Annotated in this window: 20 protein-coding genes; 5 read left to right on the top strand and 15 right to left on the bottom strand. The window is 49.6% G+C overall.

From position 1 onward, the window contains the following. Nucleotides 1-58 precede the first annotated feature (58 nt). From TW77_RS22410 to TW77_RS22400, 3 genes are all read right to left on the bottom strand, one after another. Nucleotides 59-1,108 carry a Kelch repeat-containing protein gene (locus TW77_RS22410; protein WP_046007177.1) on the bottom strand — a complete coding sequence of 350 codons (1,050 nt, stop codon included), beginning with the start codon at nucleotides 1,106-1,108 and terminating at the stop codon, nucleotides 59-61. A 131-nt stretch (nucleotides 1,109-1,239) separates the two neighbouring features. Further along, entirely contained in the window at nucleotides 1,240-2,286 is a 1,047-nt protein-coding gene (locus TW77_RS22405) for a methionine synthase (RefSeq protein ID WP_046007194.1), read from the bottom strand. A 29-nt stretch (nucleotides 2,287-2,315) separates the two neighbouring features. Then, nucleotides 2,316-3,290 (bottom strand): DUF1852 domain-containing protein, encoded by a 975-nt coding sequence (locus tag TW77_RS22400; protein ID WP_046007176.1) that lies wholly within the window; start codon nucleotides 3,288-3,290, stop codon nucleotides 2,316-2,318. A gap of 435 nt (nucleotides 3,291-3,725) precedes the next feature. On the opposite strand from TW77_RS22400, the gene TW77_RS22395 reads away from it, so the two are divergent. Beyond that, on the top strand, nucleotides 3,726-4,535 hold the full coding sequence (locus tag TW77_RS22395; protein WP_046007175.1) for a sulfite exporter TauE/SafE family protein: 810 nt from the start codon (nucleotides 3,726-3,728) through the stop codon (nucleotides 4,533-4,535). Nucleotides 4,536-4,632: 97 nt separating this feature from the next. Here TW77_RS22395 and TW77_RS22390 read toward each other — a convergent pair whose 3' ends face one another. From TW77_RS22390 to TW77_RS22375, 4 genes are all read right to left on the bottom strand, one after another. Beyond that, the gene (locus tag TW77_RS22390) at nucleotides 4,633-4,824 is read right to left on the bottom strand and encodes a hypothetical protein (protein WP_046007174.1); all 192 of its coding nucleotides are present in this window, start codon (nucleotides 4,822-4,824) and stop codon (nucleotides 4,633-4,635) included. A 185-nt stretch (nucleotides 4,825-5,009) separates the two neighbouring features. After that, the gene (locus TW77_RS22385; RefSeq protein ID WP_046007173.1) at nucleotides 5,010-5,522 is read right to left on the bottom strand and encodes a hypothetical protein; all 513 of its coding nucleotides are present in this window, start codon (nucleotides 5,520-5,522) and stop codon (nucleotides 5,010-5,012) included. An 18-nt stretch (nucleotides 5,523-5,540) separates the two neighbouring features. Next, nucleotides 5,541-6,632: a YHYH protein gene (locus TW77_RS22380; RefSeq protein ID WP_046007193.1), complete on the bottom strand. Its 1,092-nt coding sequence runs from the start codon at nucleotides 6,630-6,632 to the stop codon at nucleotides 5,541-5,543. 155 nt (nucleotides 6,633-6,787) lie between these two features. Then, entirely contained in the window at nucleotides 6,788-7,246 is a 459-nt protein-coding gene (locus tag TW77_RS22375; protein ID WP_046007172.1) for a GNAT family N-acetyltransferase, read from the bottom strand. Between the two features lie 254 nt (nucleotides 7,247-7,500). Between TW77_RS22375 and TW77_RS22370 the strand changes: the two genes are divergently transcribed. Together TW77_RS22370 and TW77_RS25450 are read left to right on the top strand one after the other, a co-directional pair. Next, nucleotides 7,501-7,980 carry a hypothetical protein gene (locus TW77_RS22370; RefSeq protein WP_046007171.1) on the top strand — a complete coding sequence of 160 codons (480 nt, stop codon included), beginning with the start codon at nucleotides 7,501-7,503 and terminating at the stop codon, nucleotides 7,978-7,980. A 16-nt stretch (nucleotides 7,981-7,996) separates the two neighbouring features. Further along, nucleotides 7,997-8,251 (top strand): hypothetical protein, encoded by a 255-nt coding sequence (locus tag TW77_RS25450; protein WP_162197982.1) that lies wholly within the window; start codon nucleotides 7,997-7,999, stop codon nucleotides 8,249-8,251. Between the two features lie 212 nt (nucleotides 8,252-8,463). Here TW77_RS25450 and TW77_RS22360 read toward each other — a convergent pair whose 3' ends face one another. Genes TW77_RS22360 through TW77_RS22350 form a run of 3 tightly spaced genes read right to left on the bottom strand, consistent with a single transcriptional unit; the run spans nucleotide 8,464 to nucleotide 12,201 of the window. After that, a complete protein-coding gene (locus TW77_RS22360; RefSeq protein ID WP_052713312.1) occupies nucleotides 8,464-8,976 on the bottom strand; it encodes a YfiR family protein in 513 nt (170 codons plus the stop codon). Continuing rightward, a complete protein-coding gene (locus tag TW77_RS22355; RefSeq protein WP_046007169.1) occupies nucleotides 8,969-10,948 on the bottom strand; it encodes a TonB-dependent receptor plug domain-containing protein in 1,980 nt (659 codons plus the stop codon). The genes TW77_RS22360 and TW77_RS22355 overlap by 8 nt, the downstream gene beginning before the upstream one ends. Continuing rightward, nucleotides 10,945-12,201 carry a sensor domain-containing diguanylate cyclase gene (locus TW77_RS22350; RefSeq protein WP_046007168.1) on the bottom strand — a complete coding sequence of 419 codons (1,257 nt, stop codon included), beginning with the start codon at nucleotides 12,199-12,201 and terminating at the stop codon, nucleotides 10,945-10,947. The genes TW77_RS22355 and TW77_RS22350 overlap by 4 nt, the downstream gene beginning before the upstream one ends. A 293-nt stretch (nucleotides 12,202-12,494) precedes the next feature. Between TW77_RS22350 and TW77_RS22345 the strand changes: the two genes are divergently transcribed. After that, entirely contained in the window at nucleotides 12,495-12,878 is a 384-nt protein-coding gene (locus TW77_RS22345; RefSeq protein WP_046007167.1) for a nuclear transport factor 2 family protein, read from the top strand. A 49-nt stretch (nucleotides 12,879-12,927) separates the two neighbouring features. Next, a complete protein-coding gene (locus TW77_RS22340; RefSeq protein ID WP_046007166.1) occupies nucleotides 12,928-13,536 on the top strand; it encodes a LysE family translocator in 609 nt (202 codons plus the stop codon). A 60-nt stretch (nucleotides 13,537-13,596) separates the two neighbouring features. Here the strand turns inward: TW77_RS22340 and TW77_RS22335 are convergent, their stop codons facing one another. The 5 genes from TW77_RS22335 to TW77_RS22315 form a co-directional block, all read right to left on the bottom strand. Continuing rightward, nucleotides 13,597-14,097 (bottom strand): GNAT family N-acetyltransferase, encoded by a 501-nt coding sequence (locus tag TW77_RS22335; protein ID WP_046007165.1) that lies wholly within the window; start codon nucleotides 14,095-14,097, stop codon nucleotides 13,597-13,599. 83 nt (nucleotides 14,098-14,180) lie between these two features. Continuing rightward, nucleotides 14,181-14,810 carry a LysE family translocator gene (locus TW77_RS22330; RefSeq protein ID WP_046007164.1) on the bottom strand — a complete coding sequence of 210 codons (630 nt, stop codon included), beginning with the start codon at nucleotides 14,808-14,810 and terminating at the stop codon, nucleotides 14,181-14,183. Nucleotides 14,811-15,053: 243 nt separating this feature from the next. Continuing rightward, nucleotides 15,054-16,556: a methyl-accepting chemotaxis protein gene (locus tag TW77_RS22325; protein WP_046007163.1), complete on the bottom strand. Its 1,503-nt coding sequence runs from the start codon at nucleotides 16,554-16,556 to the stop codon at nucleotides 15,054-15,056. A gap of 18 nt (nucleotides 16,557-16,574) precedes the next feature. Further along, on the bottom strand, nucleotides 16,575-17,303 hold the full coding sequence (locus TW77_RS22320) for a substrate-binding periplasmic protein (protein WP_046007162.1): 729 nt from the start codon (nucleotides 17,301-17,303) through the stop codon (nucleotides 16,575-16,577). Nucleotides 17,304-17,315: 12 nt separating this feature from the next. After that, the gene (locus TW77_RS22315) at nucleotides 17,316-17,987 is read right to left on the bottom strand and encodes a TorF family putative porin (RefSeq protein WP_046007161.1); all 672 of its coding nucleotides are present in this window, start codon (nucleotides 17,985-17,987) and stop codon (nucleotides 17,316-17,318) included. Nucleotides 17,988-18,244 lie beyond the last annotated feature (257 nt).

The following is an 18,244-nucleotide window of genomic DNA, read 5'->3' as shown; positions in this document are numbered from 1 at the left end:
GTTTACCTTAACTGGTTTACCATGCCAATTTAAAAAAGCGCCCTTGGGCGCTTTTTTGTTATTCACTTGCTTGTATCGACAACGTCATGGTCGACGACAAGGTTTCCTGTGGCCCTACTTTGGCAGCGCCTCCGATAATATGCAGCTGCTCGTTAAACGAGACTGAGCCATGACCATGACGCGGTTGTGGCAAGTTGGGCAGTGCCTGCCACAGATCCGTTTGCGGATCGTATGCCCACACATCATCAAGGGCTTTACCTGCCTGCCAGTCTCCATTGGGGCCAAACACCTCGCCACCCGACACGATAATTTTACCATCCAGCACACTGGCCGACAGCCCCGCCGATGCAACGGGTAAAGGTGCAATTGGTGACCAGCTATCCGTTTTGGTGTTATACACTTCGCCATGGCTGAGGTTAACGCCCTCTTTGCCGCTGGTACGTCCGCCAATCACGTAAATTTTATGGCCAATCACCGCGCTGGCGGCCGAATTGCGCGCCACACTTGCCGACTTAACCTTGCGCCAGTAGGCGTTGTTGACCAGCACATAGTGTGCGTCGGTATCTATGTTTTTACCGCTGTCCCGGCTGGGCGTTTTACCGCCAATCACATGGATGTTTTTGCCCACGCTGGCATACACAGATTCGGCAAGCGGTATGGGCAAAGTCGGCGCGTTGCGCCAAGCCTGCATATTGCCATCGAGCCTGAAGACCGAGCGCTGAATTTGCCAGGCATCATCCTTAGCCCCCGTAAAACCACCAATGGCATACAGAAAATGCTGGTTAGCGACCATACCCAGGTGATGCCGGGCTGCGGGCAAAGCGGGGGCTTTGGTCCAGCGCGCGTGAGCCGGGTGAAGTAAAAACACGTCAGTGGTGGGACCTAAATCAGAAAAAGACGGGAGATCGGAAGGCGTAAAGCCGCCCCCCACAAAAATACGCTTGTTAAAAACCGCAGGATACACTTCCTGCAGCGCAATGGGTAAGTCGGGCCCGGCCGACCAGCTAAATGGCGTCCGAGGCTCAACGTTTTGCTCTGCCCCAAGCGATCCCGATAGCAACATTGCAGTCATTACCATAAAGACCCGACTTGCAGAGAATAGGCGCATTCTGACTCCTTTAAATTTAATCAAACTATGATACGGTACTGCCAGGGCGCAAGATCAGTGCGCGCGTCATCCTATACAGTTACCGTAAAACATCAGCAACATCAAATAAAAGAGCCAGCATGCGAGCCTGGTTAGGCTTCAGACAGCGGTGTGCTGAGGATTTCCTTACGCACAATTTCAGCCCCGGCACTGAGGGCATTTAATTTGCCCCGAGCCACGTCCCGTGCAAGCGGTGCCATACCACAGTTAGTGCAGGGGTAAAGTTTATCGGCATCCACATATCTGAGCGCTTCTCTGAGTGTTGCGGCGACTTCTTCTGGCGTTTCTATGGTATCCGTCGCCACATCAATGGCACCGACCATGACTTTTTTGCCGCGCACCAGGGATAATAACTCCACCGGCACCCGCGAGTTATGGCACTCCAGCGAGATAATATCTATGTTCGACTTTTGCAGCTTAGGCAACACTTCCTCGTACTGACGCCACTGCGAACCCAAGGTTTTTTTCCAGTCGGTGTTGGCTTTAATGCCGTAGCCATAACAAATGTGTACGGCCGTTTCGCACTTCAGCCCTTCAATGGCACGCTCCAGGCAGGCTATGCCCCATTCATTCACTTCATCAAAGAACACATTGAATGCTGGCTCATCAAACTGAATGATGTCGACGCCGGCCGCTTCCAGTTCTTTGGCCTCCTGATTTAATACCTTAGCAAATTCCCAGGCCAGCTTTTCGCGGCTCTTATAGTGGTCGTCGTACAAGGTGTCTACCATGGTCATCGGGCCGGGCAGTGCCCACTTAATGGGTTGCTTGGTTTGCTGGCGCAAAAACTTAGCGTCTGCAACAAACACCGGCTTCTGGCGGCTGATGGGACCCACCACGGTTGGTACACTGGCATCGTACCGGTCGCGAATTTTAACCGTTTTACGGTTTTCAAAATCCACACCATCCAGGTGCTCAATAAAAGTGGTCACAAAGTGCTGACGGGTTTGCTCACCATCGCTGACAATATCAACGCCTGCCAGCTGCTGCTCGTGCAACGACACACGCAGTGCATCTTGTTTGCCGTCAACGAGTGCCTGTCCTTCGAGCTTCCAGGGCGACCAAAGCACCTCTGGCTGTGCCAGCCAGCCAGGTTTAGGCAAACTGCCCGCAGTGGAGGTAGGTAAAAGTGTTTTCATAATTTCTGCCGCTTCTTTGTCGTTAACTATCAGGCGTAATTCGCCGACCACTGCTCAAGTACACTCTGGTAAGGCTTAATAAAGTGCTCGTGGGCAAATTTACCCTGCTCCACCGCCAGCTTGCTGCGCTCCTCACGGTCGTACACGATTTGCGTCAGTGAGTGATCCTGGTTTTTTAGGTTTGGCTGGTAGCGTCTGCCTGCCACTGCATTGGCGTTATAAATCTCCGGGCGATAGATTTTCTGGAACGTTTCCATCGTGCTGATGGTGCTGATCAGCTCCAGGTTGGTGTAGTCATTCAGCAAGTCGCCAAAGAAGTAAAACGCCAGCGGCGCAACACTGTTTGGCGGCATAAAGTAGCGCACCTGCAAACCCATTTTCTTAAAGTATTGCTCGGTCAGCGACGACTCATTTGGTTCATATTCAAAGCCCAGTACCGGGTGTTGGTTTTCGGTTCTGACATAGGTTTTGCTGTCCGACACACTCAGGCAGATCACCGGTCGCTTTTTAAAGTTTTGTTGATAGGCACTGGAGTTCACAAAGTGTTTAAACAGTTTGCCGTGCAATTCTCCAAAGCCTTCGGGGATGCTGAACTGCGGTTTACCTTTGTTGTGATCGAGCAGTACCACACTGAAATCGTAGTCGCGCACATAAGATGAAAAGTTGTTACCGACGATGCCTTCGGTGCGCTCACCGGTTTTATGGTCGATAATGTTGGTTTTCAGTACCTCGATAGAGGGAAAAGCTTCGCCGCTGCCGGCAATGTCGATGTCTACCGAGATGATCTCCAGCTCAATGGCATAACGGTCGCCGTTTGGATTGTCCCAGTTCGCCAGTGCATTAAAACGGTTATCGATCATCTTTAATGCATTGCGCAAGTTCGCCTGACGACTTTCCCCTCTGGCCAGGTTAGCAAAGTTGGTTGTGATCCGTGTATTGTCTGACGGACGATAATGCTCATCAAAAATGAGGCTTTTGACTGTAAAAGTAAACTCGTTGTTCATGGCGTTCTGGTATCCAATTTTCTTTATTTAACCCAAATGTACAGTGCTCTTCCTGGTGCAGCGCTTGCACTTAGCCATAATCAAGCAGGTCTGGCGGTGAGAGCACATACATTGTTACCCGGGCAAGCACTTGAAGAAAAACGGTTTAATTTCACCTAAAACTTGAGCTGCGCTCATGCTTGTTACTCAGCTGCGTTTTTTCGTCGGCCAGCCACAAGAAAAGGGGCATAAAAACACCTAGAAATTTAAACATCTAGCCATCTAGATGTTTAAATTGAATTTCCTTCATCTAAAACGTGAGGAATATTCAAAGCTTATCTGAAAAGCCTGCGCCGTTATCTTGATATACTCCTGTGGAACGTGGCGATCCGGTTACCTGCAAGGCAATCCCCTCGTCATCTGTCTAAATCCGAATAATAAAATGAGACAAACACAATGAGTGACTTGTTGTTATTGATAATATGCTGCGCGGTGCTGGGCAGCGGTGTGGGCTTTCTGGCCGGACTCCTTGGCATTGGCGGCGGGCTGGTGATTGTTCCGGTGCTAAGCAGTATCTTGTTGTACTTTGCGGTGTTGCCTCCTGAGCAGGTGATTATCGCCGCCATTGCCACCTCCTTGGCCTCTATTTTGTTTACTTCGACCTCCTCTGCCATCGCCCACCACAAAAATGGCAATGTGCCCTGGGAGCTGGCTCCCTGGATCATGACGGGGGTCGCGCTGGGCGCATTGATCAGCGGCTTTTTAGCGGCCATGCTACCGGAGCAAATCGTACGCTGGGTGTTTGCCATCAGCGTGGTTCTGATTGCACTGAAGATGTTTTTTGGCAATAACAAGCCTGCTTCTGACGAGCGCACTATGCCCAATAAAGGGGTGTTAACGGGGTTTACAACCTTAACTGGCGGGCTCTCAGCCATGATTGGCATCGGTGGCGGCGCACTGCTGGTGCCTCTGCTGACGTTTTTCTCCATTGATATGAAAAAAGCCATTGGCTGCGCCTCAGCCTGTGGCATCGTGATTGCCCTGTTTGGCTCTGTTGGTTACGTCACGTCGGGCAGTGCACAGTTTGCGCTATCAGATGGGTTTGCCGGCTTTGTCTACCTGCCCGCACTGCTGGGAATTGTCTGTACGTCCTGGTTTACCGCTCCGCTGGGGGCAAAAGCAACGCATCATTTACCCGTACCAACCATCAAGAAAATTTTTGCGGGGTTACTGGTGCTGGTTGCGGCGAATATGACACTCGCTTAGACGCTATCATAGGGGCCCGGATTGAGCGCCCCCGTTTTAACCAAATTCGGTTCAGTACCACAGAGCTGCGGCACTCAGCGCCGCAACTCAGGCAGGTTTAACACAAGATTGTGGTATGGCAATTAAACTCTCCAGGGCGAGTGGTACACATTTTAATAATAGACGGGCAAATGGTTGTGCACCCGGTGTTTGTATACTCACCGCCTGCAACATTGGGCGTTGCATCAACAGCCAGTGTGGGGAGTTTACTTAAATTTTTGATCTGCTTTTTCTTAAATTTCAGTTTCATAATCATTCCTTGTGTTGATAAATAAGTGTTGATAAATAAGTGTTGATAAATAAGTTTCAATAATTACCTTAACTTAATCCTGAATATTTGCAATAGAGGGACAAGTTTGCCGCTTCGTCCCGTTTATAGCGGACCATTGAGTGTTATCCTTTGTGCCGCTTTCATATCAGTCACCCCTCTGCCATTCAGAACACTTTTGCAGCCTGCTGCTTTGCGGTTAAGGTAAAGCGCTGTGTTAAGCCAAGGCGCTTGTATTTGGCCCGCATAGCCAGCTGCTTGTCGTTACCCTTGCCATAAAATCCATTGTGAAATCGCAGCTCTTGCTTGTGATCAACGCCGACAAACTTGCCCATGACTACAATCTGGTCAATCTCACTTTGGTCGCCGTGATGGGCGGTTTGTGGTGACAGAAGCAACCCTTCTATGTGCTTTTTGATCTTTCCCTCGGTCATATAGACCTGGGCCTGTACATGTTTAAACAGGTCACTTTGCGCCTGTTTAAACTCCTCTGCGGATAAATGGCCATTTTTATCGGCATCCGCATCTGGAAAACTCGACGGGTCAATGGCCACCACCAGATAGGCGCCCGACTCGTCAAAAGTCAGCGTGCCCTGCTCGGCCACCATTAAGTGAGCATGGGCTGCGCAGCTTAGTGAAAGGCTGGCAGCCAGCAGTAATTCTGTGATGAAACTTCGCATGTTTAAATCTCCCAATGACTATAACTGACCTTTTACACAGCGCTGAAAATACGGATAGGTATCGGTGGCATAGTAATGGTAAATGCCTTGAGGGAACTCAGGGGTGACGCCATAGCGGCCATTACATTCGTCCAGGTCGCCACTGCCCGACACATACTCCCAATCCTGAGCAAAGGTCCCCAGTGCATATACAGACGTTGAGGGGCGGTTGCTGCTAACGTTCTCCACCAGCTGATAACTGCCCGTCATCGCCTTTAACGACGAGGTTGCATCTTGCGCGTCGCTGTAACCATTTCGGGCGTATATGGGAAAGCCATCGGCAGCCCAGCCAATCAAGGTCATACTGGTATTGTCGCCACCACGCAGGGCAATAAAGCCTTCCGGCATGCCGTGGTAATGATAAGCGCCATTGGGCTGCACATGGGCATTGTTGTCATCGGTGCCAAAATCAAAGCTGGTCTGGCCAAGCGCTTCGATATGCCAGTTTCCGGTATTGCCCACCAAACTACAGCTGTTGCCGGAATCATCGCACGAGCCTGCGGTATTGGCATCTATTTTAACGCCATTCAGTACATAGCCCGTTGCGCCTCTTGGTCCGCCGAGCGTTGAAGCCGTATCCGTTTGTTCAGGCGTTAGGGTGTAACTGACAGAAACTGCTGTTTCGCTGATGGTATTGGGATTGCCCGGATTAGGAAAAGTGCCCGTCTCATGGTCTGGAATGCCATTGGCAGTAAGTTGCCGAGTACTGCCGGTACAGCTCCAGTCGGCATTGCTGGTCATTTGTACTGAGGCGGAGTCATTGAACTCGTTGTAGAAGTAATCACACAGCACGCCGTCGGTCGAGCCAGATGTCAGCGCCGTGCCCGTGTCTGTATTGGCACCCGATTCTGTCTCTTCGGTGTTTGTGTCATCCGACGGAGCATTATTATCACTTGATGTGTCCGCTGTGCTGTCGCTCTGCGTTGCTGATCCTGTGTTGGTGCTGTTGGTTTCAGCGCTAAGCGAATTCGACTGAGCCTGAGTATCACTGCCACCACCCGAGCCACATGCAGATAACAACAACACCGACACCCAGGTCGCCAACATTGTTCTTTTATGTACTGTATTCATACCAACCACTCCCACAAAACGGAACATCTGATAGCCAAAACGCTACCTTTGATTTCACTATATGAGTGGATTGTGCAAACACCGCGCAAAGAAAGTGCAAATACTGTGCAAGTTTAAGGGGCGCTGGCCTCGCCATGGTTGGGCCAGACACCCGGCTAACTTTTCAGTGTTTTTTCCATATCGGTTTTTTCCATATAGAACAAAGCGCGCCCCTGATGCTCAGCCCGTTCAAAGAGGGTATAGCCTAGTTTTTGGTAGATATGGATCCCACGGGTGTTGTCGGCAAACACATCCAGCCAGATACGTTTGCACTTAAGCACATCGACGCAGTATTGCTCCATTTGGCTGAGAGCTTGCTGACCAATGCCGCGACCTTTAACGCCGACCACAATTCTGCGAAACTCCACGCTGGTCTCACCCTCGCGCGCCAGAATGATAAAACCGACTAACGACTGACTGTCATAGATAGACAAATACACTATGCGCGGCTGTGCCATCGCGGCGCGATGTTGCTCTGCACTGTATGGCAGAATAAAGCCGGACGTGTCTGTGGCCCTTTCCATTTCTACAAAGTGCGCTATATCTGATGGGTTTGATTGTTTTAGTTCTATCATTGCACTCCCCTGTTTCTGAGCCCTGGCAATCTGACGTAAATAACACCGGTCAAAAATCCTACCAAGCGCCCGATATTCATCAGTCATTAACTTTACAGGATCAACAGTAAGCTGGCGATAGGGTGATAAGCCCAAAACTTGCAACCTGCAAAGGCAAAGCGCTGAAAGTGCAAAAAAACACACAACCACAAACTTGACAAAAAATACACATAAAACCAACCTCTATCTCACTAATCAAAAGGAGAGGATCTGAAATGAAAAAGTTACCACTGACCGCATGTATACTTACTGCATTACTGGGCCATAGCACGCTCGCGCACGCCAACAGCCAGATTAGTGATCAGGCAATGACTGAGTTCAAGGAAATGCAGGTAGCATTTAATGAAGGCGCCAACGCATTGGGAATGAGCGCTGAGCGCTATGCCGATGTCGCCCAGAAGTACGAGCGCTTTATGACCAAGCTGGCTGCACCAGCGGGTTATCACGACAGTGAAGTGCCTGATGATATCCTGCCTTTTAACCAGATCCCTGCGGTACAGGAAGCAAAGTACCATGCTGACGGTTATTCCCCGGAGTTTGAACAACGCCTGAGAGCCGAGATCAACCAAAATGATGCACGCCTGGCCACATATCTGGGTCTGACAACCGAGCAGCTTCATCCGTTTGTTAAACAGTACGCTCAGTTTGTGATGGATGGCAGAGTAATGAGCGACAACATGATGGGGAAAAGGTAATTTCTCTATCAAAGCCATGGAAAGGTTCGAGTATGTGTGTCGCTCAGAATGCGGCAGCTTTGCTATGACTAGCCTGGATTATCTTCATTTACGAGAAGGACTGCGAGCGCTGCATTCAGGTGGCTGTTATACCGACGTTAAAGTTGTTACTCGCAATCGTGATGGCTCTTATCATGACACTGCTATCTGGCGCGTGCGCATGGATGGGCGCATATGGCGAGAGCGCGCTGCAAATTGCGACAGTGAGATTGGTTGCCACCAGGAACCCTAGCCGCTCCTGGATATTTTTGTATTTCAGTACTACAAACAGGTATTCAGGCTGGGTGGCGACCACGAAATACAAGGTACTTGCGGCACCCAGATATAGCCTTGCTGATCACACCCATAGGTCATGCCCGGTGCTTGTATCTGATAAAGTCCGGCAATATAAAGACAGAAAATGGCATCCAGCGCATCTTCATTGCTTTTAAGGGCTTGTTTGTTTCAACGTACCTCAGTGGCCAGTTTAAGTAAATGGGCGCTAAAGTTCAGGCCACGACGCTTTGCGTCTGTCAGATTAACGCGAAAGCTGAGGTTGTTGGCATCGGCAATCAGGCCTATCATGGCACCCTGGCGGAACCCTTCGCTGGTATCTGCAACCACCAGCACCGGGGACGGGGACTGTGCCAGGTCTTCAAGCCAATACTGGGTTTGCTGCCTGTTCTGCTGGCTTAAAAACAGGATATCGCATTGCGCTACTTGCTCGTTGTCGGGCAGCTCTATGACTTCGGTATTATCATCCACCTGCTGTTCTTGCAGCAAAGCGTCGATGGCCTGATAGAGATCCGGGTTACCGACCACGCAAAAGCTCAGTTTATCAGGCGGTGGTGGCGGCCACTTGCTGAACTGACTAAAGCGGTATAAAAACGCTGCCTTGAGCTCATTCTCACTGAGGTTTTGCGCCTTTCCCTCGGGCAGCAACACCAGACATAACAGAACCAATAGCAACTTAATCATTGCCCCAGCTCCAGTTGAGCGACAAGTGTACCTGACGACGGCGTTGCAGATACGGCACAAAGCCGTCATCGGTAATATCGAGTATTTCTTTATCGGTGATATTTCTGACGCCCAGCGCGATAAACAGGTTGTGCTCGTTTTGCCAGTTTACGTTGACATCATGACTGGCAAAGCCCGGCAGGTGACTGTCAAAGGTCCTTCTTTTGCTGACCGCATAAGAACTCAGGCTGAGCGTAAAGCCGGAGCGACCAAGCGGTAGGCTAAAGCGTAGCTTGCCAATAAATTCTGGGGAGTTAGCAATGCCAAACCCGCCGCGCAGGCGTGAGCGCTGGATTGCGGTGCTGGCTATCAAAGACATGCCGTTAGACCAGCGTTTGTCTGCCCCAATTTCAGCACCATGACTGCGAATAGGTGGGGGATTAAAGTAAATAGGCCGGAAAAAGTCCTGATGGATCAGGTTATCTATGTTGGCATAATAAAACGTGGCAAACGACGACAGTGAGTCGCTCCAGCGCTGCACCAGGCTTATCTCATTGTAATCTATGGTCTCATTTTTGGGGTTTGGCTCGTCAAATACGCTGTTTGCATTGCGCTCAAGGAAGTTCGCGACCCTGAATGCCCGGCTGTGGCGCAGCAACAGGTGGTGATCCGGTGTAAAACTGTATTTGGCGGTAAAGCTTGGAGACCAGCGCTCAGAGCTGAAATCCGAATTGTCATATCTCAGCGCCCACTGAAATTTAAACTCAGGTGTTATGCGCCACAAGTCCTGCACGTACAAGCCATAGCGATTTTCATTACTTTTTTGCTCAAAATTAAACTCCGAGGGTATGCTGGAGCGAGAGCTAAACTCCTGTCTGTGATCCTTTTGAAAATCTATGCCCAGCATCAGTTCGTGATCTTCAACACCTAAAAAAACCAGCTGGCCATCCAGGTTACTCCAGCGGCCAGAGTTCATAGGACGCACAAATTCCAGTCCGCCATCGGGCAAGGTCAGCGGTACATTGCGGATAAGATCGTTACCATGAGTAGAGATATGAAAATACGCTTCTATGTCCTGCGAAATAGTGTCATCAAATGTCAGCGCGACAAAAAAGGCTTCATTGTCGAGCGTTTCAAGTTCAGGCGCGCCTATTTCGGGAACGTTAGAGCGCAGCACACTAAAACCATCCGGAAAACTGCGTTGGCGGCGTGAAGCCGCAGCCTGAAACTGAAAACTGCCACTTTGATGGCTGAACATGGCTCTGCTGCTGCTTTCTTTATTAAGCTGCTGCCAGGCAAGCAGCTCGGCTGGGGCACCTGGCACGGGAAAATCGATATCCCGCAGCTTAGAGCCACTCAGAGAAAACCAGCTGTCGGCGCCCCCTTGCGAACGGAACCCCGCAGTTATCCGGCCATGGTGTGTTTCGTCGTTGGTCACCGACCAGGCTGTGTTCAGGCCTCGCAATTTGCTGCTGGTTTTGGTCACTATGTTGATCACCCCAAGGAGTGCATTGTTACCGTACAAAGCAGCAGAGGCACCCGGGCTGTATTCCACCCGCTCAATCAGCCCCACATCGACAAAATTCTCGTAGCCAAGCAACCCGGCATCCAGCAGGTTTTCGTTCATTCTGGTCCCGTCCAGTAAGAACAAAAAACGCGAATTAAAGTCGCCGGGCCGGCCTATACCTCTGGCCCCAAGGTAGATAAATGAGCTGTTATCACGGGTGGTGATCCCCACAAACATCGCCAGAATGTCTGCCAGTGATTGCAGATTAAACTGCCTGATATCTTTGTCGGTGATCACATGGGTGACTGCCATGCTGTCGCTACTTGAGCGTTCTATCCTGGAGCCCGCAGAGCTTTGCGTATTACTGGGTAACTGGTTAAGCTGCTGACTCAACAGATCTTCCAGGTCGGGCAAAGGATCATTTTGTGCCAGCGCGCAACTCGACAACATCATCAAGAGCCCAACAAAAAGGTCATGCTGTTTCATACCGGAGCCTGCTTGCTGAAAACCTGAAAATTGTTTTTCCCTGCACGTTTGGCCGCATACATAGCGTCATCGGCACAGTTTAGTAGCTCCATTGGCGCATCGGCATCGAGCGGCGTGTAGGCCAGACCAATACTGATCCCTATTGGCATCACCGTCTCTTTGACCACGATGGGCTGATTAATAATAGTGACTATCCTGGCGGCCAGCTTCTCGGCGTTTTCTGTCGACTCTATGCTTGGCAAAAGCAGCGCAAACTCATCGCCGCCCAGGCGACACAGCAGATCATCACTGCGGATAATGGCGCTGATCCGCTTGCCAACCTCAATCAGCGTTTCATCCCCGGCATCGTGGCCATAGTTGTCGTTCACAAATTTAAAGTTATCAAGGTCAATAAACATCAAGCAACTTAAAGGCTTGGGGTTACACGCCTCGCAGGTTATCTCTTTGAGCAGTTGGTTCAATGCGACCCGGTTTGGCAGCTTAGTGAGCGGATCGGTGCGGACCATTTGCTTGAGCTGCTGCCCTTGTGCCTGCTCCTGTTCAAGCTGTTGTCGTAGTTCAGCCTGGGAAATATCAACACGCTTGAGTAGCTCGTTGAAACTGCGGGTTAAAATGCCAATTTCGTCATCGCGGATCACATTGGCGCGCAACTGAAAGTTATGCTCATGTGAAACCCGCTGCGCCAGCTCCGACAGAGAGATAAGCGGCATCAGGGCCTGGCGCTGCACGCGTGAAAGCAAAAAAGCCGAGCCGGTAAACAAGGCTGCGATCAGTAACGCCAACATCAGGACCAACTGTAAATACCAGTACATCATGCCCGTTAAATCGAGCACCATGATCAGGTCGCCCTCAAACTTGCCCTTGATTGACACAGGATAATATAAGCGCATTCTAACGCCTTCGTATTCCCGCACAGACTCAATGCCAACTTGCTGATATAAAGCCGAAGATTTAACAAAGCTGGGCTTTGCATACTCGCTGAAAACCTCACCTTTGGTATCTCGTAAAGAGATAAACAGCACGTCTTTGTTAACCCCGACAAGCTCAAGCTCTTTGCTTGCCGTTTCCACATCATTAAATACCAGCATAGGCACCACGTTATGCGCCAGCTGGGCAAGATTGGTCTCTGCGGTTTCGGCCTGCCGGTCACGGACCACAAACCACAGCAATATGGACGTCAACGAAAACACCAGCAACATACTGCTTGCCATCACCGACAAGTTCAGCTGGGTTAATCTCTTAACAAGAGACATAGAAGGTAACGGCTCGCTCAAGTGTCCCCCATAAACCAGACGACTGTATTATCTTAATAAATATAGAAGAGAGCTGTTCAAAAAACAGGGCGAGGCCGGTAATTAGAGAAAATTATTAAGTTTATTGCAACTCTAACCCCAGGCAGCAGATAGCATTAAAGCTGTCGTCTAACGGTGCAATATACACATTTAACTCAATGCAGTACTTGCCAAATGTCGAACCAGCCGATTTAATGCGTCTGTACCTGCACAAACATGCAGGGGCACACATGTTTTAAATAAGGAGAATTGACATGTCAGAACCCGTTCATATCGACCTGGTTGAAGCCTATATTTGCGCCTACAACGACTTTGATATTGCCGCTATGCTGGCGCTGTTAGATCAGGATATTATTTTTGAGAATGAATCTAATGGTGAGATCACGGCAAGTGCACAAGGTAAAGCAGCCTTTGAGCAACTCGCCGTAAAAGCGGCCGCGATATTTGAGTCCCGCCAACAAACACTCACCGAGCTTGCACTGGAAGAAAATGCTGCCACCGCGCACATTCAGTACCAGGCAAGACTGGCCGTTGACTTGCCAAACGGCTTGAAAGCGCAGGATACGCTGGAGCTTGAAGGAAAAACCCTGTTCCGGTTCGAAAACAACAAAATCACTTATATTAAAGATGTGAGCTGAGGGCGACTCAGCCTGCCCGCTTTACAAAACCAAAAGGACTCGTCGTTTTATGACTTTTGAACATTACCTGGCGTTGTTTATTGCCATGTTTCTCGTTGCGGTGATACCCGGTCCCGCCGTATTTGCAATTACTTCGGCGTCTATCGCGCGTGGCCTGAAACAAGGTGTGAATATGACGGTGGGCCTGCTGCTTGCCGATTACCTGTTCATTTTACTTGCAATTTCGGGCCTGGCAGTGGTCGCCGAAGTGCTGGGCAGCGCCTTTGTTATCATCAAGTATCTCTGCGCTGCTTATCTGATCTGGATGGGGATTTCCCTGCTACGTGCAAAACCGGGTACATCCATTACTGAACCTAAGATGCAAAGCACGCAGTCGGCCGTGTTGAGCGGCTTTTTGCTAACACTGAGTAACCCAAAAGCCATTGTTTTTTACGTGGCCTTATTTCCCACCTTTGTGGCCATAGAAAACATGACTTATCCGGATATTTTGGGGATCATGGCATGTGCGACCCTGGCGTTTGGCTCGGTCAATCTGGCTTATGTATATCTGGGTAGCCAAGCCAGAAAACTGCTGACAACGCCACGCCGGCTCACGCTGCTCAATCGCTGTGCCGGCTCGGTACTGGCCGCATCCGGCGTGACGGTAGCCGTGCGCTGACCTGGTTTGTGCTGAGCATTCGCCCTGCTCAGCACAAAGGATTTAACTGAGTGTCAGGATTTAGAGTTCAATGGCCAGGATGCAGCTATTTTGTGAGCCTGCACTGCGTTTTTGCGGGTCGTGAAAAGTATCAATAATTTGAAATCCGGCTTTTCGCATCATGCCAGCAGACGCCAGGTTTTCTTCATGACGCTCAATTAAAACCAGTTCGCCACCAGCGTGCTTTGCTTGTGCAATACAGGCCTGCAACAGGGCCGTCGCTATGCCTTTGCCGCTATGCTGACTGGCAACCACCACGTCACCGATAAAGTACATAACATTTAGGCCAGTGTATTTGTTGAGATAATCCGGGCTGTGCGCAGCGCCAATCAACACAGCAAAACCGATAATTTCACCTTCCTGCACCGCCACCATGGCACTTGCGCTCCCCTGTTTAAGTAGCTCAAATTCACCATTAACGCCTTCTTCGGTTAAGTGGTTCCACTCATTCTGGCCATGTTGCCATAACAGTGCTTTTAGCGCTTCAGCCTCCGATGCCAAAGCAAGTCGATAAGTGATCATTTGGTTTTCCTTAGCTCTTTATTATGTTTTTCATTGAGTTGAGTTATGCATAAGCACGTGTAAATGCCCTTTACAGTAGGCTTTCAGGATCCGATTGTTTGCACCGATAACTGTACTAAAATTTCCTGCAAAACAGGGAGTACAGAAATAACCAACAACAGCGCCATGGCCAGATTAAAACGCTGACGGCTGGCCGCGCTGCTCAGCCAGTTTTGTAACAGTGAGCCAAACAACAGCCAGACGCCAACACAGGGAAATGACACCAGCAAAAAGATGGTGGCGATAAGCATAGTCTGACTATCGACTCCGCCCCCGACCGTGGTAAAGGCAGCGACCGCGCCGGTGGCAACTACCCAGGCTTTACCATTGATCCATTGAAATAAAGCACCTTTTAAAAACGACAACGGCTGGCCCTGATTGTCGGCATCCTGGGTGTCGGCGGAGCGTGCGATCAGTAAAGCCAGATACAGCAAATACAGTACACCCGCACATTTGATTAGCATATGAAGTCCGGGAAACCATTCAAACAATCTGGAAAAACCGATCCCGACAAGCAGCAGCATAAAGGCAAAGCCGATACAAATGCCGCTCAACAGAGGCAGACTCTTTTTTACGCCAAAGTTAACCCCTGACGTCATCACCATAATATTGTTCGGCCCTGGGGTCACTGAGGATGAAATGGCAAAGAGGATAATTGCGTATAAATAGTCCATATTTGAGTCCTTCCTTTTGTTTCTATATTCCTTTTTACAGGTCAACTCATAAGTAGACAAGTGGCGATGTTCAAAAGTTCGCCACAGCGCGTTTTGAAACTCTCCGAATTTTCTTGGCACTGTGAGGCCACAGCGCGCCATAGCTGTATGTGAAAGAGAAACAGCCAGACTGCTGGTAATTTCGCGCCAAAATACAGCTCGCTCAGATCACTGAGCGAGTAGCAAAGTTGCTTGTTTAAAGTGTTAGGTTTTAAAGCGGCTGACTAAGTCTCTGAGCTGCAATGACAGCTCTTTCATATCACCGGAGTAAACCTGCACCTGCTCGATTTTGCCCATACTGTTTTGCCCCGAAAAGACCACTTCATTGATGTTTTTACTGAGATCTTCTGCAACCGTGCTCTGCTCCGAGACTGCCGATGAGACATGGCTGGACATTTGTGTGATGTTTTCAACGGCTTTACTGATGTTTGCCAGCGAGGCGCTGGCCGTCTGTGCCGCCTGCTTGCTTTCTTCGCTTTTCAGTTTGCTTTTTTGCATCACGGTCACGGCTGAGTCTGAGCCTTTTTGTAGCAAGGTAATGGTTTCGTGTATTTCCGCAGTGGATGTTTGTGTTCGACTGGCCAGGGAACGCACCTCATCGGCCACCACGGCAAACCCCCGACCCTGCTCACCGGCTCTGGCAGCCTCTATGGCGGCATTGAGCGCCAGCAAATTGGTTTGCTCTGCGATCGACTGGATCACATCCAGTACCGACACTATGCCCTGAACACTGGCTTCCAGTGAACTGACCACTTGCGTGGCTTCGTCCATTTGTATCACCAGCTCTTCAATTGCATGAATAGACTGCTCGAATGCCTGATTCACCTTATCCGCATCCGTGTAGGCATTTTCGGCCGACTCCAGCGTCAACTTAGTATTGCTTTCAATTTCCAAAGCCGACGACGCCATCTCAGTAATAGCCGTTGCAATCTGGTCCGTTTCCTGTTGTTGCTGCTGTAAGAAGTTAAAGCCTTCGGTACTGAGGCTGGAAATGTTTTCTGATAACGTCGATGAATCGTCAATCGATAACTTAATGGTTGTCACAAGTTCCGCTATTTTTTCTTCAAACAGGTTAAACGAGGCGGCCAGCCGACCTATTTCATCGTCCCGTCTGACCACTAATTGCTGGGTCAGGTCGCCTTCACCACTGGCAATGTTGGCCAGTTTGTCGGCCACTTCCTCCAGCGGTATCGCCACCAGGCGGTTAAAAATAAATGCCAGCACGCTGCCTAAAATGGCTGCAAGGAGCACCACTTTCACCACAGAGTTAATAGCCAAAGACAGCAGTGCCTGGCGCATCGGCTCAGTGTTGATCAGCAAGGTAACGCTGCCCACCGGGCTTTGCTCCCCACCGTTGTCGAACAGCAATTCAAATTCAAAAGAGGTGGTAGAGAGCGGTTGTGCATCGCCCTCCTGCGTAGCTTTCACGATTAACTCGCCGCCCGTATCTCGCACTTCAATCAGGGCAAGGTCGTCGGATGCCGCCTCCGCATTTACCAGCTTCTGCGCCAGGTCGGTCTGAAAGTTCCACAAAGCACTCGGCAGTGATAGCTCCATACGCTGCTTAGCCAAGGCTATTTGCGTATCCAACTTGCTTTTTAACTGATTACTCTGAGTCACATAGTCATAAACACCAAACGCTAACAACACAAAACCCATTGCCAGCAAAGCGGTTAAAACAAGACGAGATTGAATCGAGCGAGTCAAGCGAACCTCCTGCCAGCGTTAATTGAGGTGCTTAGCCATAATGGCGGGAATATCAATTTTTTTCAGTCCGGCATTATAAATTTGCTGCCACTTTTGACCTTGCGCGTCATTACGAAATGCCACAAATAACTGTTTGTCTTGCAGTAAGGTCGGGTGCATTGCAACCTTAGACTGAACGCCACTTAACGACGCGTCGGATTTCAGCAAATACTTCAGTACATTACTGTCTATTACGGCTGCATCAATGCGTTTTGCTGCGACTTTCTTAATGTTCAGCACATCAGACGGCACAGCCTCCCCTTTAATACTGCCGCTGGCTATCATCTCGTCCAGCTCTTTGGTGTTAACATAATCCTGCACCACACCAATGCGTTTACCAGCCAGGTCGCCCACAGAGCTGTAGCTGATTGGCGCAGACACATTCTGAACCAGGCCAAGTGGCCCTGTGCCCATTGGATCGGAAAACACAAACTCACTGGTGTCGTAGTGATATTCCGGAAAATACCCTACATACTTGGAGTCTTTGGTAGACGCCGACTTAACCGCCCGCGACCAGGGATAAAACTCCACCACCAAAGTGTGACCTTCGGCGGCAAATGCGGCTTGTGCAACCGCCACCGACGCCCCCTGCTCACTGAGCGATTTACCTGAGTAAGGCGGCCAATCCAGTGAAGTCAGATATACAGTTTCTGCATAGCTGTACCAAGATGCACATAGCAATATTAAGGCTGAAATCAGTGATTTCATTACATAACTCCTTTAGAAGTTAAAGGTTCTGGCCAGTGTGACTAACACCGTGGAATCACCCATAGTTTCCATGGTCGTATCTTCGTACCCTAAGCTCAGCGCCCAATCATTGATGCTATAATTCACCGTGGCTCGCCAGTGCGTGTAACTGTCATCGTCTTCCCATTTCCATTTGTCTTTGTCATGACTTATGGAGTGGTCAATACCCACTTCGAACGACAGATTATCGTTGATGGGAATGGCGTGAGTCAGCATTACAATGCTGTGCCCGGCATCTGTCCCAAAGTAGTCCCAGGTATGCCAAAAATTCAGATTGGTGTTGCCAACGTTAAACTTAACGTAAGCTTCCGGGTAGTTATAATCCGAGCTGTTATCACCGCCATGGTAGGTATATTGTGCAATGCCAATATCCACATTAACCGTGTCGTCAATCGCGGTGTAATAGCCAATATAGCCATCCGCTTCAATGTCTGTTCCTTCGCCAAAATCGACCTGAGATCCCCAAAAACCGGCATACAGACCAGAATCGCCGGCCCAGTCTAGACTGGCCTGAATGGCAGGATCTTCGTCGGTCTGACTGACCCCGTTAAACAGGTAATCGGAAACCAAAGTGATTGTTGAAGAAGTCGCGGCATATCCATTGGCGGATACCGCAAGAAAAGTGCACAGGAGTAGTTTTTTCATGGTAACCCTCTAAGAGCCAACAAATTAGTTGTCACTTCAAAGCGTAGCGTAAATTTTTACACTTTAAAGTTAGAGGTCATCTTTATTAGATTTATATCAAAAAACTCAATAGTGTCTGGTTTTGTGTGAATTCTTTTGACGCTGGCAGCTTCCCCTGCTTCGAAGAGCACACCAGAGACACGCGCTTAGAACAACCAAGTCGTTGTATATTCGCTAGCTTTAAATCTCACTAAAAACGCTCAAGATGATACGAGGCC

Source organism: Pseudoalteromonas rubra (genome assembly GCF_000967655.1).
Lineage (GTDB): Bacteria > Pseudomonadota > Gammaproteobacteria > Enterobacterales > Alteromonadaceae > Pseudoalteromonas > Pseudoalteromonas rubra_A.
The sequence above is the reverse complement of the archived record's forward strand: the minus strand, read 5'-3'. Positions and strand labels throughout refer to the sequence as shown.

Bases quoted from the DNA above. Each gene is read 5' to 3' on its own strand.
- TW77_RS22410 (WP_046007177.1), bottom strand. From the start codon at position 1,108: ATGCGCCTATTCTCTGCAAGTCGGGTCTTTATGGTAATGACTGCAATG.
- TW77_RS22405 (WP_046007194.1), bottom strand. From the start codon at position 2,286: ATGAAAACACTTTTACCTACCTCCACTGCGGGCAGTTTGCCTAAACCT.
- TW77_RS22400 (WP_046007176.1), bottom strand. From the start codon at position 3,290: ATGAACAACGAGTTTACTTTTACAGTCAAAAGCCTCATTTTTGATGAG.
- TW77_RS22395 (WP_046007175.1), top strand. From the start codon at position 3,726: ATGAGTGACTTGTTGTTATTGATAATATGCTGCGCGGTGCTGGGCAGC.
- TW77_RS22390 (WP_046007174.1), bottom strand. From the start codon at position 4,824: ATGAAACTGAAATTTAAGAAAAAGCAGATCAAAAATTTAAGTAAACTC.
- TW77_RS22385 (WP_046007173.1), bottom strand. From the start codon at position 5,522: ATGCGAAGTTTCATCACAGAATTACTGCTGGCTGCCAGCCTTTCACTA.
- TW77_RS22380 (WP_046007193.1), bottom strand. From the start codon at position 6,632: ATGAATACAGTACATAAAAGAACAATGTTGGCGACCTGGGTGTCGGTG.
- TW77_RS22375 (WP_046007172.1), bottom strand. From the start codon at position 7,246: ATGATAGAACTAAAACAATCAAACCCATCAGATATAGCGCACTTTGTA.
- TW77_RS22370 (WP_046007171.1), top strand. From the start codon at position 7,501: ATGAAAAAGTTACCACTGACCGCATGTATACTTACTGCATTACTGGGC.
- TW77_RS25450 (WP_162197982.1), top strand. From the start codon at position 7,997: ATGGAAAGGTTCGAGTATGTGTGTCGCTCAGAATGCGGCAGCTTTGCT.
- TW77_RS22360 (WP_052713312.1), bottom strand. From the start codon at position 8,976: ATGATTAAGTTGCTATTGGTTCTGTTATGTCTGGTGTTGCTGCCCGAG.
- TW77_RS22355 (WP_046007169.1), bottom strand. From the start codon at position 10,948: ATGAAACAGCATGACCTTTTTGTTGGGCTCTTGATGATGTTGTCGAGT.
- TW77_RS22350 (WP_046007168.1), bottom strand. From the start codon at position 12,201: ATGTCTCTTGTTAAGAGATTAACCCAGCTGAACTTGTCGGTGATGGCA.
- TW77_RS22345 (WP_046007167.1), top strand. From the start codon at position 12,495: ATGTCAGAACCCGTTCATATCGACCTGGTTGAAGCCTATATTTGCGCC.
- TW77_RS22340 (WP_046007166.1), top strand. From the start codon at position 12,928: ATGACTTTTGAACATTACCTGGCGTTGTTTATTGCCATGTTTCTCGTT.
- TW77_RS22335 (WP_046007165.1), bottom strand. From the start codon at position 14,097: ATGATCACTTATCGACTTGCTTTGGCATCGGAGGCTGAAGCGCTAAAA.
- TW77_RS22330 (WP_046007164.1), bottom strand. From the start codon at position 14,810: ATGGACTATTTATACGCAATTATCCTCTTTGCCATTTCATCCTCAGTG.
- TW77_RS22320 (WP_046007162.1), bottom strand. From the start codon at position 17,303: ATGAAATCACTGATTTCAGCCTTAATATTGCTATGTGCATCTTGGTAC.
- TW77_RS22315 (WP_046007161.1), bottom strand. From the start codon at position 17,987: ATGAAAAAACTACTCCTGTGCACTTTTCTTGCGGTATCCGCCAATGGA.